This is a genomic window from Pseudomonas sp. NPDC089392 (assembly GCF_044749595.1).
Lineage (GTDB): Bacteria > Pseudomonadota > Gammaproteobacteria > Pseudomonadales > Pseudomonadaceae > Aquipseudomonas.
The window spans coordinates 372378-395834 of sequence record NZ_JBIVIF010000001.1; the positions used below are offsets into that span (position 1 = coordinate 372378).

At 63.2% G+C, this 23457-nt stretch carries 20 protein-coding genes and 1 pseudogene; 10 read left to right on the plus strand and 11 right to left on the minus strand.

Features of this window, described 5'->3' with window-relative positions; all coding sequences use genetic code 11:
* Window positions 1–62: 62 nt before the first annotated feature.
* On the minus strand, window positions 63–689 hold the full coding sequence (gene ycaC, locus ACIP1G_RS01635) for an isochorismate family cysteine hydrolase YcaC (protein ID WP_004375560.1): 627 nt from the start codon (window positions 687–689) through the stop codon (window positions 63–65).
* A gap of 71 nt (window positions 690–760) precedes the next feature.
* Entirely contained in the window at window positions 761–1123 is a 363-nt protein-coding gene (locus ACIP1G_RS01640; RefSeq protein WP_400732994.1) for a helix-turn-helix domain-containing protein, read from the minus strand.
* A gap of 180 nt (window positions 1124–1303) precedes the next feature.
* On the opposite strand from ACIP1G_RS01640, the gene ACIP1G_RS01645 reads away from it, so the two are divergent.
* Window positions 1304–2278, plus strand: a complete 975-nt coding sequence (locus ACIP1G_RS01645; RefSeq protein WP_400732996.1) for a GlxA family transcriptional regulator — start codon at window positions 1304–1306, stop codon at window positions 2276–2278.
* 226 nt (window positions 2279–2504) lie between these two features.
* Window positions 2505–4292: a monovalent cation:proton antiporter-2 (CPA2) family protein gene (locus tag ACIP1G_RS01650; RefSeq protein WP_400732999.1), complete on the plus strand. Its 1788-nt coding sequence runs from the start codon at window positions 2505–2507 to the stop codon at window positions 4290–4292.
* Window positions 4293–4296: 4 nt separating this feature from the next.
* Here ACIP1G_RS01650 and ACIP1G_RS01655 read toward each other — a convergent pair whose 3' ends face one another.
* Both ACIP1G_RS01655 and ACIP1G_RS01660 read right to left on the minus strand, forming a co-directional pair.
* The gene (locus tag ACIP1G_RS01655; RefSeq protein ID WP_400733001.1) at window positions 4297–4581 is read right to left on the minus strand and encodes a HigA family addiction module antitoxin; all 285 of its coding nucleotides are present in this window, start codon (window positions 4579–4581) and stop codon (window positions 4297–4299) included.
* Window positions 4582–4593: 12 nt separating this feature from the next.
* The gene (locus ACIP1G_RS01660; RefSeq protein WP_400733003.1) at window positions 4594–4872 is read right to left on the minus strand and encodes a type II toxin-antitoxin system RelE/ParE family toxin; all 279 of its coding nucleotides are present in this window, start codon (window positions 4870–4872) and stop codon (window positions 4594–4596) included.
* A gap of 684 nt (window positions 4873–5556) precedes the next feature.
* Between ACIP1G_RS01660 and ACIP1G_RS01665 the strand changes: the two are divergent.
* Together ACIP1G_RS01665 and ACIP1G_RS01670 are read left to right on the plus strand one after the other, a co-directional pair.
* Window positions 5557–5848 (plus strand): annotated as a pseudogene (locus ACIP1G_RS01665) (hypothetical protein).
* Window positions 5849–6020: 172 nt separating this feature from the next.
* Window positions 6021–6599: a PBECR2 nuclease fold domain-containing protein gene (locus ACIP1G_RS01670; protein ID WP_400733006.1), complete on the plus strand. Its 579-nt coding sequence runs from the start codon at window positions 6021–6023 to the stop codon at window positions 6597–6599.
* Between the two features lie 195 nt (window positions 6600–6794).
* Here the strand turns inward: ACIP1G_RS01670 and ycaC (ACIP1G_RS01675) are convergent, their stop codons facing one another.
* Window positions 6795–7424 (minus strand): isochorismate family cysteine hydrolase YcaC, encoded by a 630-nt coding sequence (ycaC, locus tag ACIP1G_RS01675; RefSeq protein ID WP_400733008.1) that lies wholly within the window; start codon window positions 7422–7424, stop codon window positions 6795–6797.
* Window positions 7425–7704: 280 nt separating this feature from the next.
* Here ycaC (ACIP1G_RS01675) and ACIP1G_RS01680 point away from each other — a divergent pair, with 280 nt between their 5' ends.
* The 3 genes from ACIP1G_RS01680 (at window position 7705) to ACIP1G_RS01690 (ending at window position 11685) form a co-directional block, all read left to right on the plus strand.
* Window positions 7705–8616 (plus strand): LysR substrate-binding domain-containing protein, encoded by a 912-nt coding sequence (locus ACIP1G_RS01680; protein WP_400733011.1) that lies wholly within the window; start codon window positions 7705–7707, stop codon window positions 8614–8616.
* Window positions 8617–8822: 206 nt separating this feature from the next.
* Entirely contained in the window at window positions 8823–10085 is a 1263-nt protein-coding gene (locus ACIP1G_RS01685; protein WP_400733013.1) for an OprD family porin, read from the plus strand.
* A 1-nt stretch (window position 10086) separates the two neighbouring features.
* Window positions 10087–11685: an MFS transporter gene (locus tag ACIP1G_RS01690; protein ID WP_400733016.1), complete on the plus strand. Its 1599-nt coding sequence runs from the start codon at window positions 10087–10089 to the stop codon at window positions 11683–11685.
* 167 nt (window positions 11686–11852) lie between these two features.
* Here ACIP1G_RS01690 and ACIP1G_RS01695 read toward each other — a convergent pair whose 3' ends face one another.
* From ACIP1G_RS01695 to ycaC (ACIP1G_RS01710), 4 genes are all read right to left on the minus strand, one after another.
* On the minus strand, window positions 11853–13835 hold the full coding sequence (locus ACIP1G_RS01695) for an amidohydrolase (protein ID WP_400733018.1): 1983 nt from the start codon (window positions 13833–13835) through the stop codon (window positions 11853–11855).
* A 236-nt stretch (window positions 13836–14071) separates the two neighbouring features.
* Complete coding sequence (locus ACIP1G_RS01700) at window positions 14072–14890, minus strand: alpha/beta fold hydrolase (RefSeq protein ID WP_400733021.1); 819 nt, start codon at window positions 14888–14890, stop codon at window positions 14072–14074.
* A gap of 39 nt (window positions 14891–14929) precedes the next feature.
* Window positions 14930–15238: a hypothetical protein gene (locus tag ACIP1G_RS01705; protein ID WP_400733024.1), complete on the minus strand. Its 309-nt coding sequence runs from the start codon at window positions 15236–15238 to the stop codon at window positions 14930–14932.
* Window positions 15239–15355: 117 nt separating this feature from the next.
* The gene (gene ycaC / locus ACIP1G_RS01710) at window positions 15356–15985 is read right to left on the minus strand and encodes an isochorismate family cysteine hydrolase YcaC (RefSeq protein ID WP_009681621.1); all 630 of its coding nucleotides are present in this window, start codon (window positions 15983–15985) and stop codon (window positions 15356–15358) included.
* A gap of 361 nt (window positions 15986–16346) precedes the next feature.
* Here ycaC (ACIP1G_RS01710) and ACIP1G_RS01715 point away from each other — a divergent pair, with 361 nt between their 5' ends.
* Window positions 16347–17774 (plus strand): mechanosensitive ion channel domain-containing protein, encoded by a 1428-nt coding sequence (locus tag ACIP1G_RS01715; protein WP_400733027.1) that lies wholly within the window; start codon window positions 16347–16349, stop codon window positions 17772–17774.
* 89 nt (window positions 17775–17863) lie between these two features.
* Here ACIP1G_RS01715 and ACIP1G_RS01720 read toward each other — a convergent pair whose 3' ends face one another.
* Both ACIP1G_RS01720 and ACIP1G_RS01725 read right to left on the minus strand, forming a co-directional pair.
* Window positions 17864–19150 (minus strand): NAD(P)/FAD-dependent oxidoreductase, encoded by a 1287-nt coding sequence (locus tag ACIP1G_RS01720; protein WP_400733029.1) that lies wholly within the window; start codon window positions 19148–19150, stop codon window positions 17864–17866.
* Between the two features lie 181 nt (window positions 19151–19331).
* Window positions 19332–20822 (minus strand): aldehyde dehydrogenase family protein, encoded by a 1491-nt coding sequence (locus tag ACIP1G_RS01725; RefSeq protein ID WP_016712672.1) that lies wholly within the window; start codon window positions 20820–20822, stop codon window positions 19332–19334.
* A gap of 136 nt (window positions 20823–20958) precedes the next feature.
* Here ACIP1G_RS01725 and ACIP1G_RS01730 point away from each other — a divergent pair, with 136 nt between their 5' ends.
* On the plus strand, window positions 20959–21849 hold the full coding sequence (locus tag ACIP1G_RS01730) for a LysR family transcriptional regulator (RefSeq protein WP_400733032.1): 891 nt from the start codon (window positions 20959–20961) through the stop codon (window positions 21847–21849).
* 203 nt (window positions 21850–22052) lie between these two features.
* A complete protein-coding gene (locus ACIP1G_RS01735) occupies window positions 22053–23447 on the plus strand; it encodes a VOC family protein (protein ID WP_400733035.1) in 1395 nt (464 codons plus the stop codon).
* Window positions 23448–23457 lie beyond the last annotated feature (10 nt).

Sequence of the window (23457 nt, forward strand, 5' to 3'; positions counted from 1 at the left end):
CTTTGTAGGAGCGGGTTCATCGGAGCGCCGAACCGCCGCGAACAGGCCATTACAGGTTTAAATCAACGGGCGCTCAGAGCCGCATAGCTGTTCATCAGGTTGCGGTAGTTGGGAATCCGCTGCGACAGCAGGTTACCCAGCCCTTCAATGTCGTTGCGCCAGTCGCGGTGCAGCTCACAGGCCACCGAAAACCAGTTCATCATCTGCGCGCCCGCCTGGGTCATGCGCACCCACGCCGCCTGCTGCACGGTTTCGTTGAAGGTGCCCGAGGCATCGGTCACCACGAACACTTCAAAGCCCTCAGCCAGCGCAGACAGGGTCGGGAAGGCCACGCACACGTCGGTGACCACGCCAGCAATGATCAGCTGCTTGCGGCCGGTAGCCTTGATCGCCTTGACGAAATCTTCGTTATCCCAGGCGTTGATCTGGCCAGGGCGGGCAATGTACGGCGCGTCCGGGAACATTTCTTTCAGCTCGGGCACCAATGGACCGTTCGGGCCTTGCTCAAAGCTGGTTGTGAGGATGGTCGGCAGGCCGAAGAACTTGGCCAGGTCACCCAGGGCCAGCACGTTGTTCTTGAACTCGTTGGGCGAGAAGTCCTGTACCAGCGAGATCAGGCCGGTCTGGTGGTCGACCAGCAGCACCACGGCGTCGTCTTTGTTCAGGCGCTTGTAATCGGGTTGGCTCATGGGGTGACTCCTTGGGTTGGGAAACGGGCCGGCACTGCCCACACGGGGCTATACCGGTGGATAGATTCGTCTTAAGGAATGACCTGCGCCTGGCGCCAGGCCTTGGGCGGCTGGCCGACCAGGCGGCTGAAGGCACGGGTGAAATGGGCCTGGTCGCAGAAGCCGCATTCCAGGCTCACATGGGTGATAGGCGCCTCGGTGGCGAGCAGGCGCTTGGCCTTTTCCATGCGCGCCAGCAGGCGCCAGGCCTGGGGCGAGAGGCCGGTATTGACCTTGAATGCGCGGGAAAAATGGCTGCGGGTGAGGTTGCACACGCCAGCGATCTCGATGATCGACAGCGAGCTGCGCAGCATCAGTTCCTTGGCTTGGCGCAAGCGCGCCGGCGTCAGCGCGCCGGGGGTTAGCAGCTGCTCTTGGGGCGTCCCAGGGGGCATGGCGACTCTCCTGTTCAATGGAGAAAGTCTCGCCTCCGGCACATGACAAAGTCCTGAGCCAAACCTGAATTATTGTTAATTGTGCCCTGCTGGCCCTTGCGGCCTTGCCGATACCCTACGATGCGTTTGGCATTCAGTTTCAGGCCGCTGCCAGCGGCCGGCAATCAAGGCGAAAGAGGTATGCAGGAAAATCGCGCTCACCGCACCGTGGCCATGGTGCTGTTCAACGATGTGCTGTTGCTGGACGTGACCGGGCCAATGGATGCGTTCGCCATCGCCAACCGTTTTTTGCCCGCAGAGCGGCACTACCGCTTGATCACCTTGGCCGAGGGGCAAGCGGCGGTACGCGGCTCATGCGGGTTGAAAGTGGTTGCGGACTTGCGCCTGGAGGATTTGCCGGAAGCCGTCGACCTGTTGCTGGTGCCCGGCGGCCCGGGCGCCTACGACGTCGCCCTGCCGGCGATCGAGCGCTGGCTGCCGCAGGCCGTGCGGGGTGCCAAGCGGTTCGGCGCCATCTGCACCGGTGTATTCCTGCTGGGCCGGGCCGGGCTACTGGGCGGCTATCGCTGCACCACCCACTGGAACTACGTGGAGCGCCTGGCACGTGCGTTTCCCGAAGCCAAGGTGGAAACCGAGCAGATCTATGTGATCGACCGCTGCCTGATCACCTCGGGCGGCATCACGGCGGGTATCGACCTGGCACTGGCGGTGGTGGCCGAGGACCACGGCAAGGCGCTGGCGCTGGAAGTGGCCAAGGTGCTGCTGGTCGCCCGCCACCGCCAGGGCGGGCAGACCCCGTACGGGCCGCTGCTGGCGGCGGTGCCACGCGATGATTCGCCGGTTGCCCGGGTGCAGGCCTATATCGTCGACCACATCGAGCAGGCGTTCACCGTGCAGAAAATGGCCGACCTGGTGGCCATGAGCGGGCGCAACTTTGCCCGGACGTTTCAGCGTGAGGTGGGGATTACGCCGCTGCAGTATTTGCAGAATGCGCGCATCGACCGGGCGCGCAAGCTGCTTGAATGCGGCGACCTGCCGTTGAAGGTGGTGGCGGCGCAGTGCGGGTTTGGCAGTGACCGGCATATGCGCAAGGTGTTCTGTGAGCGGATTGGCATGACCCCAGCGCAGTATCGGGCGCAGTTTGGTGGTAGTTGAGTCGGTGTTTTTCCTGTGCTGGCCTCTTCGCGGCTAAAGCCGCTCCCACAGGGATCGTATAGGCCTGCCAGGAGCGGGTTTACCCGCGAAGAGGCCTGCACAGGTTGTCTCATTTTTCAGGACAATCTTTCTCCCCAATGGCAGATTGTCTAACGCCACCCCGCCCCTCAGAATTGTCCGCCAAACTGTTCAAACGCTGCCCCGGCAGCTCATGGAGTACGAGCCAATGCCACACGAAGGCAGCCTTCTGCAAACCGCGGTGATCTTCCTGCTCGCCGCCGTCCTCGCCGTCCCTTTGGCCAAGCGCCTGCAGCTGGGTGCCGTGCTCGGCTACCTGCTGGCTGGCGTGGTCATCGGCCCACAAGCGCTGGGCCTGATCCGCGACACCGAAAGCGTGGCGCACATTTCCGAGCTGGGCGTGGTCCTGCTGCTGTTCATCATCGGCCTGGAATTGTCCCCCAAACGCCTGTGGCTGATGCGCAAGTCGGTGTTCGGTGTCGGCACTGCCCAGGTACTGCTGACCGGCGCGCTGATCGGCGCCATCGCCCTGTTCGGTTTCAGCCAGACGCTACCGGCCGCCATCGTGCTCGGCCTGGGCCTGGCGCTGTCGTCCACCGCCCTCGGCCTGCAGAGCCTGGCCGAGAGCAAGCAGCTCAACGCCCCGCACGGCCGCCTGGCGTTCGCCATCCTGCTGTTCCAGGACATCGCCGCCATTCCACTCATCGCCCTGGTCCCACTGCTGGCCGCCAGCGGCCCGGACACCAGCCACGGCGACAGCCTGCAACACGGCCTGAAAGTGTTCGCCAGCATCGCCGTGGTGATCATCGGCGGCCGCTACCTGCTGCGCCCGGTATTCCGCACCGTTGCCCGCACCGGCCTGCCGGAAGTGTCTACCGCCACCGCGTTGCTGGTGGTGATCGGCACCGCCTGGCTGATGGAAGAGGCCGGCATCTCCATGGCCCTGGGCGCCTTCCTCGCCGGCCTGCTGCTGGCCGACTCGGAGTACCGGCACGAGCTGGAATCGCAGATCGAACCATTCAAGGGCCTGCTGCTGGGGCTGTTCTTCATCAGCGTCGGCATGGGCGCCAACCTGCGCCTGCTGCTGGAAATGCCGCTGGTGGTGCTGGGCCTGACCCTGCTGCTGGTGGCGGTGAAGCTTGTATTGCTGGTCGGTGTCGGCCGCCTGGCAGGTGGCCTGAGCAGCGCCAACGCGCTGCGCCTGGGCATGGTGCTGGCGGCCGGTGGCGAGTTCGCCTTCGTGGTGTTCAAGCTGGGCAAGGACCAGGGCCTGTTCGACACCCAGACCTACGACCTGCTGCTGATGACCATCACCCTGTCGATGGCCATTACCCCGCTGCTGATGATTGGCTGCGCCCACGCCCTCAAGCGCCCGCAAGCGGTGCGTGAGGTGCCCGAGCAGTACAAGCAGATCCAGACTGATACGCCACGGGTGGTGATCGTCGGCATGGGCCGCATGGGCCAGATCGTCGCGCGCATCTTGCGGGCACAGAAGATCCCGTTCATTGCCCTGGAAACCTCGGTGGACACCATCGAGATGACCCGCATGTTCGAGCAGGTACCGGTGTTCTACGGCGACCCGCTGCGCCCGGAAGTACTGCATGCCGCCAAGGTGGGTGAGGCGGAGTACTTCATCATCACCATCGATGACCCGGAAGCGGCCATTCATACCGCAGAACGGGTGAAGCGCTTGTACCCACACCTGAAAGTGCTGGCCCGCGCGCGTAACCGTCAGCATGTGCACAAGTTGACGGATGTCGGTGCCGAGCCGATTCGCGAGACGTTCTATTCCAGCCTGGAGATGACCCGCCGCGCGCTGGTGGGGTTGGGGTTGAGTGATGAGCAGGCGGCGGACCGGATTGCACGGTTTACCCAGCATGATGAAGAGGTGCTGGTGGCCCAGGGGCAGGTGCGCGATGACCGGGCCAAGGTGATGCAGACGGCAAAGGAGGCGCGGGTGGAGCTGGAGCGGTTGTTTGATTCGGATGCGGATTGAGGCGTCAGGCGAGCACCAAGCGCTCTATCTGAGGATGCTCACGGTGGGCAGCCTGCCAAAGATCGTAAGCTGCCTGTTCGGCGAGGTACTGCCGGGCAGGCCCCAGACCCGCCAGCTCAAGGCGATAAGCAAGATCGGCAGAAATGGCGGCGCGCCCATTGAGCACAGTGGATAACTGCCCCCGCGAATAGCCAAGGTGGCGAGCCAACTCAGAGACATTCATGCCGATTGTGGGCAACACGTCTTCTCGCAACGACTCCCCTGGATGGGGAGGATCGAACATAGCCATAATTGAAGCCTCCTAGTGGTAGTCCAGATAGTCAACAAGCTCCACATCGGTACCCACGAAGCGGAACACCAGACGCCAGTTGCCTGAAACATTCACAGCCCAAAAGCTATCCAGCTTTCCATGCAGGGGATGAAGACGATAACCGGGGCGGTTCATGTCTGCGGCCGTTTGTGCGACCTCAAGGGAAGCAAGTAAACGCCGCAAGCGATTGACATGATCCGCACGCACACCAGATGCGTCACGCTGCTGATGGAGCAGCCTCAGGCCCTTGTGCCTGAAACTTCTTATCATTGAAGGTTGAGTGTAAGGTCATGCCTTACACTTTTCAAGCTAGTACAGGGACGGAACATGAGGGCACTCCTGAAGGATTTCCGGGTTGCCCAGTTTGCGCTTGGCCTTGCAGCTTGGGGCCGTCATGCCATCCGTTTTCAATGTAAGAAGTTTCCCAAAAAGGATATGGCCGAGGCCGAATTGAGGCCTTTGAGTGCATGCCTTGAGGGTTGCAGCGCCTATGAGATCGAGCGCCGCCCGCGCGGCGCTCGATCTCATAGGCGCCCAATACCTGTCGCCAGGCACCTGGAAGCCATCATGCAATCTCCTGACGATCACCTCGCCGCCATTACGCGAACACAGAAAAACCATCAAAAAATCGCCCGATTCTCAGCCAGGTCCTACTTCCCCGCGAACCATTTCCTACGTTCACGCCAATCCCAAGGAATTATCCTACGCACCGTGTCGACGCCCGTCTGATTGTCCGGGGAAAGCCTGCTCTCTAGGCTGACCGGGTCGCTGTCGGTTCAGCGATCGGGTGTGGAAACCCGGCAGGTTATCGGAACAGCTGTTGTCATGGCAGCTGTGCGCGGGAGGCCGAATGGCCTGCCGGGGTTCCGATAGCCCGGCTTTCCACCCCGCGTGCAGCCGCCACCCTTCGCGTGGAAACGGATGGTGCCGGCCAACCTCTATCGGAGTTTGGCTATGAAAAAGATTGTCCCCAATCCACCCCTCCGACACAGCCCAACGCGCCTTCAGCCGCTGCGATGCCGGCCACCCACCCTTGTTCACAGTAAACCCGGGCGTTTCCGCCCACGACGCCCTGGTGCATGTCGCCCAGTACCTGCGCGGTGCCTATGACTGTGGCTACAAAGCCTTGGAGCATCTGGATGACACAGGCAAGAGCCTGTTCTGGAGCAATCTGAATGCACTCGAAATGGCAGAAGGGTTGGTTGAAGCCTTGTTGGAGGGGATTGAGTCGCAGCCTGTAAGTTGAAGCGCATTACATCCGCCACGAGCAGGCTGCGGTGACTGGCCTGCTCAGCCTCAATATAGGAAACCCCCTACAAAGCGCGTCACCCCGCGTCTGATTGTTCACCGAAACCCTTCTCTCTAGGCTCACTTGGCCACCACCGCGTCAGCGACAATCATCGCAGCCAGGTATCTCATTGAGCCCCAACCACCCAACCGCGAAAGTCGCCGAGAGCAAAGGCCAAAACAATTGGGTGGACGAAAAACTCCCCGACCTAAAAACGCTTGCGCGTGAACTGCGCGCCCAGGCTATCCAAGAACTAGCTGCTGCAGACTCACATGACGCCGCAATTGAACTCGCTGCGCATTACCTGGGCTTGAGCAGAGACGATGCCAGCCGGGTAATCGTCAAAAGCCCAATGGGCGACATCCTAATTCAGCGTAGTTGCATCCATCACATCGTCGAGAAGCGACAGGACGCCCGGGAGCGCTATGTAAAAGTCGCCCTGGATACATTGATCGGACCATTTGAAGTGTGGCAGGTGGCATACACCAATGACACCAATAGGCTTGCCTTCATAGGCGTTTACGAGACCAAGCGGCAGATGCTGGTGGTCGTAACCCTCGACAAAGGCAACATGCTGTGGAATTTCATGCAGTGCGATGCAAAAGCTCTGAACAAGCATCGCCACGGGAAGCTGATCTACAAGCGCTACACATTCCTACCGAGCAAAGAAAAGGGCCACTGTCACCAGTGGCCCTGTAAGCATGCTTGATATTCATATACACACCCTCAAGCCGGGGTGTGGAGGTCTCACCCGACGCTGATGATTCAGCCATCGACGGGGTTCCTACGCCAACTGTTGCCGCTGAATGGCAGCTGGTTTCGCGCTCAACTGAAACGCTAACAACACTCTTGCATCAAGTCAACGATGGCCCTCAGTGGAATCCACCTATCAGGTTACTTGGTGTTACTTCCCCGCAGTCAACGCGTTATAGCTGGTAATCAGGTTCCGATAATCCGGAATATGGTTGGAGCACAGCGCCGCCAGCCCTTCCACATCATTACGCCAGTCACGGTGCAGCTCACAGGCCACCCCAAACCAGGTCATCATCTGCGCCCCTGCCTGGCTCATGCGGTCATGCGCTGCATCACGGGTCATTTCATTGAAGGTGCCGGAAGCATCGGTCACCACGAACACCTCAAACTCTTCCTCCAAGGCCGACAGCGCCGGGAACGCCACGCAAACCTCGGTCACCACACCGGCAATGATCAGCTGCTTCTTGCCAGTTGCCTTCACCGCCTTGACGAAGTCTTCGTTGTCCCAGGCGTTGATCTGGCCTGGGCGGGCGATGTACGGGGCGTCCGGGAACAGTTCTTTCAGCTCGGGTACCAGCGGGCCGTTGGGGCCTTGCTCAAAGCTGGTGGTGAGGATGGTCGGCAGGTTGAAGAACTTGGCCAGGTCCGCCAGGGCCAGCACGTTGTTCTTGAACTTGTCCGGCTCGATGTCACGCACCAGCGACAGCAGGCCAGCCTGGTGGTCGACCAGCAGTACGGCGGCGTCGTCTTTGTTCAGGCGGTTGTAGGTGAATTTGCTCATGGTCTGTGCTCCTAAGGGTTATGAATTTTTCAGCAATTCGGGGTGTTTCGCGTTGATGGGCACAGATTAAAATCATCACCTTTGCGGCGGTAGTTAGCAGAATTTGGCTTTAGCGTTCCGTTTTATGAACGATGGATTTGTAGGGGCTGTGCTGGCCTCTTCGCGGCTAAAGCCGCTCCCACAGGTAATGCACAAGTCTCAGGGCCTGTGGTGATCCTGTGGGAGCGGGTTCACCCGCGAAAGGGCCGGCACAGGCAACCGAATACCTGGAGACCGATCATTGGAAGACCTCAACTCCCTCTACTACTTCACCCAGGTAGTCGAGCACGGTGGCTTCGCCCCGGCCGGGCGGGCGCTGGACATGCCCAAGTCGAAGCTCAGCCGGCGCATCGCCGACCTGGAGGACCGCCTGGGCGTGCGCCTGCTGCACCGCACCAGCCGCCACTGCTCGCTGACCGAGATCGGCCAGGCCTACTACAACCGCTGTCTGGCCATGCGCGTGGAGGCCGAAGGCGCGGCGGAGATCATCGAACGCAACCGCAGCGAACCGCGCGGGCTGGTGCGCATCAGTTGCCCGACCACGCTGCTCAACTCCTGGGTGGGGCCGATGCTGACCCGCTACATGCTCAAGTACCCGCAGGTGGAGCTGTTCATCGAAAGTACCAACCGCCGCGTCGACCTGCTGCACGAGGGCTTCGATATCGCCCTGCGGGTGCGCTTTCCACCATTGGAGAACACCGACATGGTGATGAAGGTGCTCAGCAACAGTACCCAGTGCCTGGTTGGCCAGCCGCAGTACCTGGAACAGCTGCCCAAGGGTTTTGACCCGCAGTTGCTTAGCACATTGCCGAGCCTGCACTGGGGCAGTGCCCAGCGGGAGTACCAGTGGGAGCTGTTTCAGGGCGAGGACACCAGCCGCAGCATTGTCATCCCGCATACGCCGCGCATGGTCACCGACGACCTGTTTGCCTTGCGCCATTTCGTGGTGGCCGGGGTGGGGATTGCGCATTTGCCCCGGGTGGCGGTGCGCGAGGACCTTGCGGCAGGGCGGCTGGTGGAGCTGATCCCGGACTGGCACCCGCGGTGTGGCATCGTGCATGCGATTTTCCCGTCGCGGCGCGGGTTGCTGCCGTCGGTGCGGGCATTGATCGATCATCTGGCTGAGGAGTTTGCGATCAGCGATATGGCTTGATTTGGTTGCCGCCTGTCCCGGCCCATTCGCGGCTAAAGCCGCTCCTACAACGAGTGGTGATGGCCCTGAAACCGGTGAACCCTTGTAGGAGCGGGTTTACCCGCGAAAGGGCCGGTACAGGAAATGCAAATCCCACCCAGCACACCCTTACAAGACCCCTGACCTATCCTTCACCCACACTCCCGGATCATCCCCCGGAGCCACCCATGATCCGCGCCACTCACGGACCAGGCCGCGCCCTGCTCGCCACCCTCGCCCTGTGCCCGGCTCTCAGCCAGGCCGACGACCCCGGCTGGTCGCTGCTCAGCCGCAACTACTTCCTGCACAGCGACTTCCGCTCACCTTCCGGCAGTGGCCAGAACTACCGCCAGGAATGGGCCCAGGGCTTCATCGGCGAGGTCCGCTCGGGCTTCACCGAAGGCACGGTTGGCGTCGGCATCGACGCCCATGGCTTTCTCGGTCTCAAGCTCGACGGCGGTCGTGGCCATGCCGGCACCGGCCTGCTGCCACGCGACAGCGATGGCCGCGCCGAATCCGACTACTCCAGCGCCGGCGCCGCGCTAAAGCTGCGCCTGGGCAACACCCAGCTGCGCTACGGCGAGATGATGGTGGAAACCCCGGTGTTCGACACCGGCGACAAGCGCCTGCACCCGGAATACGCCACCGGCTGGTTCGTGGAGAACACCGACCTGCCCGACTGGCGCCTTCAGGCCGGGCGCTTCACCGCCTTCAACAACCAGGACAACAGCTCGACCCACGACGACTTCAGCGGCTACGGCGCCACCACCCACAACCGCGCCATCAGCCTGGCGGGCGCTACCTTCGCGCCCGCCGGCCCGTTCGGCGGTGCGCTGTATGCCGGGCAGTTGCAGGACACCTGGCGCCAGGCCTATCTCAACCTGAACCTGGCCGAAGGCAACTGGCGCCTGGACGGCAACCTGTACAAAACCCGCGACACCGGGAACGCCAGCGCCGGGGCAATCGACACCCTCGCCTACAGCCTGATGGGCAAATACAGCTTCGGCGCCCAGGCGCTGAGCCTGGCCTACCAGAAGGTCGAGGGCGACACCCCGTTCGACTTCGTCGGCGGCGACTCCATCTACCTGGCAAACTCGATCAAGTACGCCGACTTCAACGGCCCCGGCGAGCGCTCGTGGCAACTGCGCTACGACCTCAGCTTCGCCACCCTCGGCATACCTGGCCTGAGCCTGATGGGCCGCTACGTCAGCGGCCGCGGCATCGATGGCAGCCATACCCCGGCAGGCGGCGCTTATGTGAACCAGTACGGCGACGGCGGCAAGCACTGGGAACGCGACATCGACCTGAAATACGTGGTGCAGTCGGGTGCCGCCAAGGACCTGAGCCTGTCGTTCTCGCACGTCAGCCACCGCGCCAACCAGGCCCAGGCCGGCGATGACATCGACCGCATCTACCTGATCATCGAATACCCACTCAAAGGCAGCTTCTGACATGAGCACATCCCCTTCAGGCGCCTGGAGCCCGTTGCGCAACATCACGTTCCGCATGCTGTGGATCGCCACCATCGCCTCCAACATCGGCACCTGGATGCACGAAGTGGGCGCCGGCTGGCTGATGACCACGCTGTCAGCCAGCCCGCTGCATGTGGCGCTGATCCAGGTGGCCGGCTCGCTGCCGATGTTCTTCCTGGCCCTGCCGGCGGGTGCGGCGGCAGATATCGTCGACAAGCGCCGCTACCTGTTGCTGGTGCAACTGTGGATGTCGTCGGTGGCCGTGGTACTGGCGGCCCTGACCCTGCTCGGGCTGATGAACGTTACCTTGCTGCTGGGGCTGACCCTGGCGCTGGGCATTGGCACCGCGCTGATGATGCCGGCCTGGAGTGCATTGACGCCGGAGCTGGTGGGCAAGCAAGACCTGGCCAACGCAGTGGCCATTTCCAGCGTCGGCATCAACGTGTCACGCGCCATCGGCCCGGCATTGGCGGGCGTGGTGGTGAGCATGGTCGGCCCGTGGCTGACCTTTGCCTTGAACGCCGTGTCGTTCGCCGGGGTGATCCTGGTGTTGCTCCTGTGGAAACGCGAGGTGAAGGAGCCACTGCTGCCGGCAGAACGCTTTGTCGCGGCCATGCGCACCGGCCTGCGCTTTGCGCGCAGTGCCAAACCCTTGCAGGCTGTGCTCTTGCGGGCCTTGGCATTCTTCTTCTGCGCCAGCGCCGGCACGTCGTTGCTGCCGTTGATCGTGCGTGGCGAGATGCACGGCACTGCCGCCGATTTCGGCTTGCTGCTGGCGGCGATCGGTATCGGCGCGGTGGCCGGCGCTACCTTGCTGCCGCGCCTGCGTGAACATATCAGCCGCGATCGGTTGGTGATGGTAGCGAGCCTGCTGTATGCGCTGTTCCTGCTGGCCCTGGCACTGGTACGCAACTTCTATGTGCTGCTGCCAGCGATGCTGCTCAGCGGCGCGGCATGGATCGCCGTGCTGTCCAACATGCAGGTGGCAGCGCAGACCTCGGTACCAGCCTGGGTAAGGGCGCGGGCGTTGTCGGTTTACATCCTGATCTTCTTCGGCGCCATGGCCTGTGGTGGCTTGCTGTGGGGTACGGTTGCCAGCCACGTATCGATCACAGTCAGCCTGCTGTTTGCCGCAGCTGGCCTGGCGCTGGGCACAGTGCTGACCTGCAAGGTGACGCTGCCGGAAACCGAGGCTGAAGAGCTGACGCCGTCGCTGCACTGGCCGGTGCCGGTGCTGAGCGATGACATGGACAAGGAAAGCGGGCCGGTGATGGTGACCGTGGAGTACCACATTGCCCCGGACAAGGCCGAGGCATTCCAGCTGGCGGCGCGGGAGCTGGAGGCGATGCGCAAGCGCAATGGCGCGTTGTCGTGGGGGTTGATGCGCGACAGTGCGGACCCGGCGGTGTGGCTGGAGTTCTTCTTTGAAGAGTCGTGGCTGGAGCATTTGCGGCATCACCATCGGGTGACCCGCGGGGAGCTGAAGATCGAGGCGCGGGTGCGGTTGCTGCAGACCGATGGGGTTGAGGTGAGGATTCGGCATCTGTTGGCTGGTGGGGAGCATAAGGCTCACCATTGATTCCGCCAGTTCCGGCCTCTTCGCGGGTAAACCCGCTCCTACAAGGATTGCGCAGATCCTGAGGGCTGTGCAGCCCCTGTAGGAGCGGGTTTACCCGCGAATGGGCCGGCACTGAATGAACAAAAAAGGGGGCCAGATACTGGCCCCCTTCTGCATATCAGCTCAGCTTAGAAAGCAAAGCACGAGCACCCCAACGCCCCCCAGAAGCCCTGGAAGTCATTGACCGGCACACTCGACTTGCGCGCTTTGTCATGGCTGTGCGCATGCACCCCGCACGGCCCCGAACACTGGTGCACGGCTGCCGCCAGCGATGGCGTGCCCACGCGCCAGTGACCTGGCACCTTGGCCACAGGCGACCATTCCGGCAGCACTGGCACCTGCGGTGGGCCGAGGCGATCGAACTCGCCGGCACCGTACACAACCTTGCCATCGACAATGGTCAGCACCGACTCGATGCCCTTGATCGCCTCTTCCTCGACGCTGAAGAAGTCCAGCGACAAGGCCGCCAGGTCAGCCAGCTGGCCTACCTTGATCTGGCCCTTCTTGCCCTGCTCGCTGGAGAACCAGGCGCTGCCCTGGGTGAACAGCTGCAGCGCAGTCTCGCGGTCCAGGCCTTCCTTGTACAGCTCCATGCCGCCAACGGTCTTGCCACTGACCAGCCAATAAAGCGAGGTCCACGGGTTATAGCTGGACACGCGGGTGGCGTCGGTACCGGCACCGACCGGCACGCCCATGTCGAGCATGCGCTTGATCGGCGGGGTCTGCTCGGCAGCCTTGGCGCCGTAGCGGTCGACGAAGTACTCACCCTGGAACGCCATGCGGTCCTGGATGGCAATACCGCCGCCCAACGCACGCACGCGCTCGATGTTCTGCGGGGTGATGGTTTCGGCGTGGTCGAAAAACCACGGCAGGCCGTTGAACGGGATGTCGCGGTTGACCTTTTCGAACACGTCGAGCATGCGCGTGATCGATTCGTTATAGGTGGCATGCAGGCGGAACGGCCAGCGTTGCTCGACCAGGTGCCGCACCACCGGCTCCAGCTCTTCTTCCATGGTCTGCGGCAGGTCCGGGCGCGGTTCGAGGAAGTCCTCGAAGTCGGCAGCGGAGAACACCAGCATCTCGCCAGCGCCGTTGTGGCGCAGGAAGTCGGTGCCGCTGTGCAGCTTGACGCTGGAGGTCCACTTCTTGAAGTCGTCCAGCTCTTCCTTGGGCTTCTGGGTGAACAGGTTGTAGGCAATGCGCACGGTCAGCTGGTTGTTGTCGGCCAGCTCCTGGATCACCGAGTAGTCATCGGGGAAGTTCTGGTAGCCGCCGCCGGCATCGATGGCGCTGGTCAGGCCCAGGCGGTTCAGCTCGCGCATGAACTGGCGGGTGGAGTTGACCTGGTATTCCAGCGGCAGCTTCGGCCCCTTGGCCAGGGTGGCGTAGAGGATCATCGCGTTGGGGCGGGCGATCAGCATGCCGGTCGGGTTGCCGAACTTGTCACGCTGGATTTCGCCACCCGGTGGGTTCGGGGTGCTCTTGTCGTAGCCGACGGCCTTGAGCGCGGCGCGGTTGAGCAGCGCGCGGTCATACAGGTGCAGCAGGAAGACCGGGGTGTCGGGGGCGGCCTGGTTGATTTCTTCCAGGGTCGGCATGCGTTTTTCGGCAAACTGGAATTCGTTCCAGCCACCGACCACACGCACCCACTGTGGGGTTGGCGTGCGGGCGGCCTGGTCCTTGAGCATGCGCAGGGCATCGGCCACCGACGGCACGCCTTCCCAGCGCAGCTCCAGGTTGTAGTTCAGGCCACCGCGGATCAGGTGCAGGTGCGAGTCGTTCAGGCCCGGGATTACCGTGCGCTGCTTGAGGTCGATGATTTGCGTGGTGGCGCCCTTGTGGGCCATGGCCTCGGCGTCATTGCCCACGGCGATGAAACGGCCGTCCTTGATGGCGACGGCGGTCGCGGTGGGCTTTTCGCGGTCAACGGTGTGCAGCTTGCCGTTGAACAGAATCAGATCGGCGGTCATGGAACCTCCTTGGGTGGATGCGTGAGCGGAACCGGCTTGGCCGGAGAAAGGCAATGCGGACCAGAGCGCGCCGGCGGCACCGAGCACGGTGCTGGTGGCGAGGAACTGGCGACGGGTCTTGTCGTTACGGTCCTGGGACATGGGGCTCTCCGTCTCGGGGTGCGGCGGCGGCAGGCGCGACTGCGGAGCATGCCGGTTGGAGCAGGGCCAAGGCTTGGATGGATGTGCGGTGGGTTGTGAAAGGTTAGCCTTGATCAGGTTTTGTGTTGGCTGGGCCGGCCTCTTCGCGGGTAAACCCGCTCCCACAGGTACACCACAGGCCTGGAAGATTGTGGTATGCATGTGGGAGCGGGTTTACCCGCGAAGGCCTCCCACGATTACTGCTGGAGGAACGCCAACAGGTGCTCATTCAGCTGCTGCGCATGGGTCACTGCAAACCCATGCGGCGCCCCGGCATACACCTTCAGCTCAGCCCCACGAATCAGCTCCGCCGCCTGCTTGCCGGTGGTCTCGAACGGCACGATCTGGTCGTCATCACCATGGATCACCAAAGTCGGCACATCGATCTTGGCCATGTCCGGGCGGAAGTCGGTCTCCGAGAACGCCGTAACGCAATCCAGGGTGCCCTTGATCGAGGCCATCAGCGCGATGTTCAGGGTCTGCGTCTGCACGCCCTGGGATACTTGCTGCCCATGGTTGATGCCATAGAACGGCGTGGCGAAATCGGCGATGAACTGCGCGCGGTCGGCACGCAGGCCGGCGCGGATACCTTCGAACACCGACAGGTCGACACCCTCGGGGTTGTCGTCACGCTTGCCGAACACCGGCGTTACCGCACCCAGCAGCACCAGCCCGGCTACCCGCTCGCTGCCGTGGCGGGCGATGTAGCGGCTGACGTCACCGCCACCCATCGAGAAGCCCACCAGGGTCACGTCGCGCAGGTCGAGGTGTTCGATCAGCTGGGCGATGTCATCGGCAAAGGTGTCATAGTCATAACCGCTCCACGGCTGGCTCGATCGGCCGAAACCGCGGCGGTCGAAGGCGATGGCGCGGTAGCCGCGGCTGGCCAGGAACTCCATCTGCGAGTCCCACATGTCGGCATCCAGCGGCCAGCCGTGGCTGAACAGCACGGGCTTGCCACTGCCCCAGTCCTTGAAATAGATCGAAGTGCCATCGCGGGTAACGAACGTGCTCATAACGGTATCTCCTTGATAGTGTCGAGGTGAAGGCGTGGCTCAGCCGCGCAGCCAGTTGGCGCAGCGGCGGGTTACCCAAGGCATGATGTAGAACACCACGGGCAGGATGACGAACAGGTTGACGATCAGGTTGCCGCTGATCGGGCCACCCAGCTGCGGAAAGCGCGCGAACAGCGGCGCCAGCAGTTGCGGAATGACCATGGTCATCGGGCAGATCACCAGATAGGTCAGCAGTGCCTGCTTCCAGCGCGGTGGTTGCGCCATCGCAGTACCGGGCGGGTTTTCAACAACCTGGTGCTGCAGGCATACGGTTACCACTTCGCGGTTGTTCTGGAGTGCGGTGTTCATCGGCGTTCCTTGGGATGAGCTTGCCCGCATCCACTGTGCAACGGCGAACGGGCGGAGGATTGGATAGGTGTGCTGCCCTGGGCGGGCACCGACTGGCGCTGCCCGCGGCGGGTGGGCTTACTTGTTGGCGTTGAAGGCGTTGTAGCTGGTCATCAGGTTGCGATAGTCCGGGATGTGGTTGGAGCACAGCGCGGCCAGGCCTTCGATGTCGTTGCGCCAGTCGCGATGCAGCTCACAGGCCACGCCGAACCAGGTCATCAGCTGGGCGCCGGCGCGGCTCATGCGGTCATGGGCGGCGTCGCGGGTCATGGCGTTGAAGGTGCCGGAGGCATCGGTGACCACGAACACGTCGAACTCTTCTTCCAGGGCGGCCAGCGCCGGGAAGGCTACGCACACTTCGGTGACCACGCCGGCGATGATCAGCTGCTTCTTGCCGGTGGCTTTCACGGCCTTGACGAAGTCTTCGTTGTCCCAGGCATTGATCTGGCCTGGGCGGGCGATGTACGGGGCGTCCGGGAACAGGGCTTTCAGCTCGGGCACCAGCGGGCCATTGGGGCCTTGTTCGAAGCTGGTGGTGAGGATGGTCGGCAGGTTGAAGAACTTGGCCAGGTCGGCCAGGGCCAGCACGTTGTTCTTGAACGCGTCCGGCTCGATGTCGCGGACCAGGGACAGCAGGCCAGCCTGGTGGTCGACCAGCAGTACGGCGGCGTCGTCTTTGTTCAGGCGGTTGTATTTGAAGTTGGTCATGGGGGTAGCTCCTAAGGGTTTTGATTTTCAGTAATTTGGGTGTTTCGCGTTGATGGGAGAAGATTAAAATCATCACCTTTTGAGCGGTAGATAGTGGTTTTTGGCTTTAGCGTTCTGTTTTGTGAACGATAGATTGGCGTTGGATTTACTGGCCTCTTCGCGGGTAAACCCGCTCCCACAGGGATCGCAAAGGATTCAAAGCCAGTGCAGTACCTGTTGCTCCTGCAGGGATTACACAGAATTAAAATCCAGCGCACGCCCTGTGGGAGCGGGTTTACCCGCGAAGGGGCAGGCCCCATTGCCTGCAACAGCAACCTGCTCTATTACTACCCACAGCCCTCCCCTCACACCCGAGACCACCATGCTGGCGTTCATCCAGTCGTCCCCGTTGTTGCTCGGTACCGCCCTGATCCTGCTCGACCTCGTGCTCTGGCAGTTGATCCCCTTCCAGCACCGGGCCTGGCGCATCGGCACGCGGCTGGTGCTTTTCCTGTTATTCAGCTCGGTACTGGTGGCCGCCGGCATGAGCCCGCTGCAACCGCCACCCTGGCCCGACGATGTTTCGCGCAACTTGATGGCCACGGTGCTGGCCATCGGTTGGTGGCTGTTCGGCGCGCGCACGGTAACGGTGGTGTTCGGCCTGTTGCTGGTGGCCCGGGGCAGCCATGGCGGGCGCCTGCTGCAAGATGTGCTGGGGGCGCTGATCTTCCTGGTCGCCGTGGTCGCTGCCGCAGGCTATGTGCTGCAATTGCCGGTGAAGGGCCTGCTGGCCACCTCGGGGGTGATGGCCATCGTCATCGGCCTGGCGCTGCAGAGCACCTTGGCCGACGTGTTCAGCGGCATCATTCTGAACACCACGCGGCCGTACCAGATTGGCGATTCGATCTCGATCGACGGCACCGATGGCAAGGTGCTGGAAATCGACTGGCGTGCCACCCGCCTGCTCACCGGCACAGGCAGCCTGGCGGTGATCCCCAACTCGGTGGCGGCCAAGGCGCGGCTGCTCAACCACAGCCGGCCGGCCGATGTGCACGGGGTATCGATCAATGTGGTAGTGCCGGCCAAGGTGCGCCCCAGGCGGGTGTTCGATGCCCTGGAAAAGGCCTTGCAGGGCACCCGTGCGATCCTCACCTCACCGGCACCCAAGGTTACGGTGAAGGCTTCGACACTGGAGTCGGTGGAGTACGAAGCCAGCGGCTTCATTGCCGACATGGGCGGCAAGACCGAAGCACGCAACCAACTGTTCGACCTGGCCCACCGGCACCTGGAGGCCAGCGGGGTGATGTGGAACGTCGACCTGGCCCTGCCGCCGCGCAGCCGCCAGCGCGAGGTGCTGGACGAGGTGCGGGTGTTCCGCTCACTGAGCGCTGAGGAACGCGATGCGTTGAGCCAGCGCATGACTGCCGTGGAGTACCTGGCGGATCAGGTGATCCTGGAGGTGGGCGGGCATTCCGACCATTTGCTGGTGATTGGCAGCGGCGTGGTGTCGGCGTCGGTGCGTGATGGCGACAAGCTGCTGGAAGCCGGGCGCATGGGGCCGGGCGAGGTGCTGGGGATCGAGGGGATCATCGATGAAGACGATTCGTTTGCCGAGTTCCGCACCTTGACCAGTTGCGTGCTGTACCGGATCGACAAGGAACAGGTCAAGAGTTGCCTGGTGCAGCGTGGCGATGTGCAGACGGCGCTGAGCAAGTTGCAGCGGTTCCGGCGCCAGAGCCGGGAGTCGTTGTTGCTGCAGAAGCCGGCCTTGATCAAGAAAGGCGGCTTCCTCAGCTGGTTGCACAAGTAAGCCTGGACCGGCCTCTTCGCGGGGTTAACCCGCTCCTACAAGGACCGCGATCGTTGTAGGAGCGGGTTCACCCGCGAAGAGGCCGGTACTTACAACACAACCCTCAAGCATTGCCCCGCGTGGTACAGCGAGAACCCGGATTCGTAGAACGCGGTGCGCAGCGAAGGCGCACTCACGCCGCTCATCGGCGAGAACGGTATCGGCAGGCTGTCCGCCTCGCCCTTCAGCAGAAACTCGGCAAACGCCCGGCCAATCACGGTACCGGTGGTATTACCCCGCCCGTTGTACCCGGTCACCGCCACCAGCCCCGGCGCTGGCTCGAACAGGCGCATCAGGTGGTCAGGGGTGAAATCGATACAGCCGGTCCAGTGCATCTCCCACTCGACCTTGCCCAGCTCCGGGTAGTAATGGCTCTGGATCCGGTCGGCCCAGCTGCGCACGAACCACGCCGGCTTGTTGTCGACCCGGCCCAGGCTGCCGAGCAGCAGGCGGCCCTGGTCGTCGCGGCGGATGCTGCTGAGCACGGTGCGGGTGTCCCACGAGCCTTGGCCATGTGGCAGCACCTTGTCGGCCGCAGCGCCCTGCAACGGCTTGGACGCCACCTGGTAGTAATAACCACGGAAGAACTGCTTCTGCAGGTTGCTCCAGTCGCCTTCGGTGTAGGCGCCGGTGGAAATCACCACCTTGTCGGCGCGCACCGAGCCACGGGCAGTCTTCACCCGCCAGGCATCGCCTTCACGCTCCAGGCCTTCGACCGAGGACTGCTGGAACAGCTTGCCACCCAGGCGCGCCACCGCAGCTGCCAGGCCCTGGGTGTAGCCCATCGGGTTGATGGTGCCGGCGCGGCGGTCGAGCAGCGCGGCGGAAATCTTGTTGGTACCGCAGTATTCCTGGCACTGCGCACCGGTCAGCAGCTCGACGTCGGCACCGCGGCGGCGCCATTGCTCGTGGCGGGCTTCGAGGTCGGCGATGCCGGTGGCGTTGTGCGCCATGTGCAGCGTGCCTTTGTGCTGGGCCTGGCAGTCGATGCCGAGGCGTTCGATCATGGCGAACACTTCGCCCGGGGCTTCGCCAAGCACCTTGTTCAGGCGGCTGCCCTGCTTCTGGCCGAGGGTGGCCTCGACGTCGTCGGGGCGGATCCAGGTGCCGGCGTTGACCAGGCCGACGTTGCGCCCGGAGCCACCGTGGCCGATCTTCCAGGCCTCCAGCAGGATCACCGACTTGCCCTGTTCGAGCAGGTGGATGGCCGCCGACAGGCCGGTAATGCCGCCGCCGATCACACAGACATCGGCCTTGTGTTCACCGGCCAGGGCCTGGGCGGCCACGCTCGGTTTGCTGACGAATTCCCACAAGCATTCTTGACGCAATTCGGACATGGCCCGGCTCCAGCAATTTGTTCTTGTTGGGGCCGCAGGGCGGCCCATTCGCGGGTAAATCGGAACGCCGCACCGCCGCTCCTACAGGGACCGCACAGGTTCCAAAATCTGTGCAGTCCCTGTAGGAGCGGGTTCACCCGCGAACCGGGGGCCACGCCCCCGGCCATGCAGCACCTACTTATCAGTCAAACACGATACCCTGCGCCAATGGCAGCTCGCGCGAGTAGTTCACGGTGTTGGTCTGGCGACGCATGTAGCCTTTCCAGGCATCCGAGCCGGACTCACGGCCACCGCCGGTCTCCTTCTCGCCACCAAATGCACCGCCGATCTCGGCGCCGCTGGTGCCGATGTTGACGTTGGCGATGCCGCAGTCACTGCCCGAGGCGCTCTGGAAGCGCTCGGCTTCACGGATGTCAGTGGTGAAGATGCACGACGACAGGCCTTGTGGCACTTCGTTGTTCAGGCGCAGGGCCTCTTCGAAGTCGTCGTAGGCCAGCACGTACAGGATCGGGGCGAAGGTTTCGTGGCGCACCACGTCGCTTTGCGCCGGCATTTCGGCAATGGCGGGCGACACGTAGTAGGCGTTCGGGTACTGGTCGGCCAGCTGACGCTCGCCACCAAACACCTGGCCACCTTCGTCGCGGGCCTTGGCCAGCGCGCCCTGCATGGCGTCGAACGACAGCTTGTCGATCAGCGGGCCAACCAGGTTGTCCTTGCGTGGGTCACCGATGCGCACTTTGCCGTAGGCGGCTTTGACGCGGGCAACCACTTCGTCCTTGATCGAGCGGTGCACGATCAGGCGGCGCAGGGTGGTGCAACGCTGGCCGGCGGTGCCGACAGCCGAGAACAGGATGCCGCGCACGGCCAGGTCGAGGTCGGCGCTCGGGGCCAGGATCATGGCGTTGTTGCCGCCCAGTTCGAGGATGCTGCGGCCGAAGCGGGCAGCCACACGTGGGCCGACCTCGCGACCCATGCGGGTGCTGCCGGTGGCGCTGACCAGCGGTACACGTGGGTCGTCGACCATGGCTTCGCCGGCTTCACGGCCGCCGATTACCAGTTGCGCCAGGCCAGCCGGGGCATCGCCGAAGGCTTTCAGGGCTTTTTCGAACAAAGCCTGGCAGGCCAGGGCGGTCAGCGGGGTTTTCTCGGACGGCTTCCATACCACCGAGTTACCGGCCACCAGGGCCAGGGCGGTGTTCCAGGCCCATACGGCAACCGGGAAGTTGAAGGCGCTGATCACGCCGACCACGCCCAGTGGGTGCCAGGTTTCACGCATGTGGTGGCCAGGGCGCTCGGAGGCGATGGTCAGGCCGTACAGCTGGCGCGACAGGCCGACGGCGAAGTCGCAGATGTCGATCATTTCCTGCACTTCGCCCAGGCCTTCCTGGGTAATCTTGCCAGCTTCGATCGAAACCAGCTCGCCGAGGTCGGCCTTGTGCTCACGTAGCACTTCGCCGAACAGGCGCACCAGTTCGCCACGACGTGGAGCTGGCACAGTACGCCAGGCTTCGAAGGCGCTCTGGGCCTGATCGATGCGGGCGATGGTCTCGGCTTTGCCGAGCAGTTTCACCGAAGCGATCTGGCTGCCGTCGATCGGCGTGTGAACAGGGTAGTCGCCCTGGGTGTAAGCCTCGGCGGCAACGCCAAGGCGCTCGAGCAATCCAGCAACCATTTGTGCATCTCCTACATCGGGTGATGGGGTGGAAAAATGATGTGGATCAGTATTAATCCGATCGCACCGGTGCAACAAACGACCTTTATTCCGCATATCATTCCATCAGGTAATGATTTGAACCGCAGAGACCACTATGTCCAAACGCCTGGTGCCCTCCATGACCGCCCTGCAGTGCTTTGAAGCTGCAGCCCGCCATTTGAGCTTTACCCGTGCTGCCGAAGAGCTGCACCTGACCCAGAGTGCGGTCAGCAAGCAGGTGGCGCAGCTGGAAGACATGCTGCGCCACCACCTGTTCCTGCGCATTCGCCGGCGCTTGCAGCTGACCCCGGCCGGCAGCCTGTACCTGGCCGAGGTCAACAAGATCCTCACCCAGGTGGACATGTCCAGCCGCTACGTGCTCACCTACGGCGAGCAGACCGAGATATTGAAGGTAGCCACTCAACCGAGTTTTGGCGTGCGCTGGTTGATCCCGCACCTCAAGGGCTTTGGTAAACGGCACAGCAATATCCACCTGGACATCCGCAACGAGATGGAGCCGTTCGCCCTGCTGCAGGGCTCGGCGGATGTGGTGTTCTTCTATGGCCAGGGCACTTGGCCAGGGGCTACCTGCGTGGAGCTGTTCCGCGAGGAGGTGGTGCCGGTGTGTGCGCCAGAGCTGCTGGCCGGGCGCACGCTGGGCGATGCTGCGGAGCTGGCCGAGCTGGTGCTGTTGCAGAGCACGTCGCGGCCGGAGGCCTGGCACGAGTGGTTCCTGGAGCAAGACCTGCAGAGCGTGAGTGCCTACCATGGGCCGCGTTTCGATACGTTCTACATGGCGTTGAGTGCGGCGCAGGCCGGGTGCGGGGTGGCATTGGTGCCGCGTTACCTGGCGGCGAAGGAACTGGCTGACGGTAGCTTGGTGGTGCCGTGGAACCATGCGATGCGCAGTGCCGGGGCGCATTACCTGGCGTATGCCGAGCATGCGGCGGAGGTGCCCAAGGTAAGGGCGTTGGTGGAGTGGATTCGCGAGCAGTTGCAGGCTTGAAGGCCTCTTCGCGGCTAAAGCCGCTCCTACAGGGCCCGCGCAAGGTTCAAGGCATGTGCATTACCTTGTAGGAGCGGCTTTAGCCGCGAAAGGGCCCTGAAGGTCGATCAAAAAAGGAATGACACACTCACTTTTTTTCGCTTGTGAGCCAAGTGCATTCCCAGCTTTCATGTAAGCGTCCGAACCTAACCAGGAAGCTAGCGATGCCCGCCCATGATTTCGTCAGCCCCGACAGCATCCGCGCGCAGTTCTCTGCCGCCATGTCGCTCATGTACAAACAGGAAGTGCCGCTGTACGGCACGCTGCTGGAGCTGGTGAGCGAAATCAACCAGCAGGTCATGGCCCAGCAACCCGAGGTTGCCGAGGCTCTGCGCTGGACCGGCGAAATCGAGCGCCTGGACCACGAGCGCCACGGCGCCATCCGTGTCGGCACCGCCGAAGAACTGGCCACCATCGCCCGCCTGTTCGCGGTGATGGGCATGCAGCCGGTCGGCTACTACGACCTCAGCTCGGCCGGCGTGCCGGTGCACTCCACCGCCTTCCGCGCCGTACACGAGCAGTCGCTGCATATCAGCCCGTTCCGCGTGTTCACCTCGCTGCTGCGCCTGGAACTGATCGACAACCCGCAGCTGCGTGAGCTGGCCCAGGGCATCCTGGCCAAGCGCCAGATCTTCACCACCCGCGCCCTTGAACTGATCGCCCAGTGCGAACGCGATGGCGGCCTGAACGCCGCAGATGCCGAGGCGTTCGTGCAGGAAGCGTTGCACACCTTCCGCTGGCACCATGACGCCACCGTCACGGCCGAGCAGTACCAGCAATTGCACGACCAGCACCGCCTGATTGCCGATGTGGTGGCCTTCAAGGGCCCGCACATCAACCACCTGACGCCGCGCACCCTGGACATCGATGCGATCCAGGTCGGCATGCCAGCCAAGGGCATCCCGCCCAAGGCCGTGGTCGAAGGCCCGCCCACCCGCCGCCACCCGATCCTGCTGCGCCAGACCAGCTTCAAGGCCCTGCAGGAAAAGGTCGCGTTTAGCGACCAGCAAGGCAACGAAGGCAGCCACACCGCGCGCTTTGGCGAGATCGAGCAACGCGGCGCGGCACTGACACCGAAAGGTCGCCAGCTGTACGACAAGCTGCTCGATGCTACCCGCGCCGCCCTGGGTGGTGCACCGGCCGAGGCCAACGCCGAGCGCTACATGGCGCTGCTTGCAGAAACCTTTGCCGAATTCCCGGATGACCTGGCGCAGATGCGTGAGCAGGGCCTGGCGTACTTCCGCTACTTCGCCACCGAGAAAGGCCTGGCCGCACGTGACCAGGATGGCCGCCCGACTACCCTGCAGGGCCTGATCGAGGCTGGCCATGTGCACTTCGAGGCGCTGGTGTACGAGGACTTCCTGCCGGTGAGTGCGGCGGGGATTTTCCAGTCCAACCTGGGTGACGATGCGCAGGCTGAGTACGGCAGCAATGCCAACCGCGATGCCTTTGAAGCGGCATTGGGGTTGCAGGTGCAGGATGAGCTGGCGCTGTACGCGCAGAGCGAGCGCCGCTCGCTACAGGCTTGTGCGCAGGCGTTGAACCTGGGCTCGATGTAAAACTGTACCG

What these genes read in the sequence shown, in the direction of transcription:
- ycaC (WP_004375560.1), bottom strand. Translation starts at nt 689, where the DNA reads ATGAGCCAACCCGATTACAAGCGCCTGAACAAAGACGACGCCGTGGTG.
- ACIP1G_RS01640 (WP_400732994.1), bottom strand. Translation starts at nt 1,123, where the DNA reads ATGCCCCCTGGGACGCCCCAAGAGCAGCTGCTAACCCCCGGCGCGCTG.
- ACIP1G_RS01645 (WP_400732996.1), top strand. Translation starts at nt 1,304, where the DNA reads ATGCAGGAAAATCGCGCTCACCGCACCGTGGCCATGGTGCTGTTCAAC.
- ACIP1G_RS01650 (WP_400732999.1), top strand. Translation starts at nt 2,505, where the DNA reads ATGCCACACGAAGGCAGCCTTCTGCAAACCGCGGTGATCTTCCTGCTC.
- ACIP1G_RS01655 (WP_400733001.1), bottom strand. Translation starts at nt 4,581, where the DNA reads ATGGCTATGTTCGATCCTCCCCATCCAGGGGAGTCGTTGCGAGAAGAC.
- ACIP1G_RS01660 (WP_400733003.1), bottom strand. Translation starts at nt 4,872, where the DNA reads ATGATAAGAAGTTTCAGGCACAAGGGCCTGAGGCTGCTCCATCAGCAG.
- ycaC (WP_400733008.1), bottom strand. Translation starts at nt 7,424, where the DNA reads ATGAGCAAATTCACCTACAACCGCCTGAACAAAGACGACGCCGCCGTA.
- ACIP1G_RS01685 (WP_400733013.1), top strand. Translation starts at nt 8,823, where the DNA reads ATGATCCGCGCCACTCACGGACCAGGCCGCGCCCTGCTCGCCACCCTC.
- ACIP1G_RS01690 (WP_400733016.1), top strand. Translation starts at nt 10,087, where the DNA reads ATGAGCACATCCCCTTCAGGCGCCTGGAGCCCGTTGCGCAACATCACG.
- ACIP1G_RS01695 (WP_400733018.1), bottom strand. Translation starts at nt 13,835, where the DNA reads ATGTCCCAGGACCGTAACGACAAGACCCGTCGCCAGTTCCTCGCCACC.
- ACIP1G_RS01700 (WP_400733021.1), bottom strand. Translation starts at nt 14,890, where the DNA reads ATGAGCACGTTCGTTACCCGCGATGGCACTTCGATCTATTTCAAGGAC.
- ACIP1G_RS01705 (WP_400733024.1), bottom strand. Translation starts at nt 15,238, where the DNA reads ATGAACACCGCACTCCAGAACAACCGCGAAGTGGTAACCGTATGCCTG.
- ycaC (WP_009681621.1), bottom strand. Translation starts at nt 15,985, where the DNA reads ATGACCAACTTCAAATACAACCGCCTGAACAAAGACGACGCCGCCGTA.
- ACIP1G_RS01715 (WP_400733027.1), top strand. Translation starts at nt 16,347, where the DNA reads ATGCTGGCGTTCATCCAGTCGTCCCCGTTGTTGCTCGGTACCGCCCTG.
- ACIP1G_RS01720 (WP_400733029.1), bottom strand. Translation starts at nt 19,150, where the DNA reads ATGTCCGAATTGCGTCAAGAATGCTTGTGGGAATTCGTCAGCAAACCG.
- ACIP1G_RS01725 (WP_016712672.1), bottom strand. Translation starts at nt 20,822, where the DNA reads ATGGTTGCTGGATTGCTCGAGCGCCTTGGCGTTGCCGCCGAGGCTTAC.
- ACIP1G_RS01730 (WP_400733032.1), top strand. Translation starts at nt 20,959, where the DNA reads ATGTCCAAACGCCTGGTGCCCTCCATGACCGCCCTGCAGTGCTTTGAA.
- ACIP1G_RS01735 (WP_400733035.1), top strand. Translation starts at nt 22,053, where the DNA reads ATGCCCGCCCATGATTTCGTCAGCCCCGACAGCATCCGCGCGCAGTTC.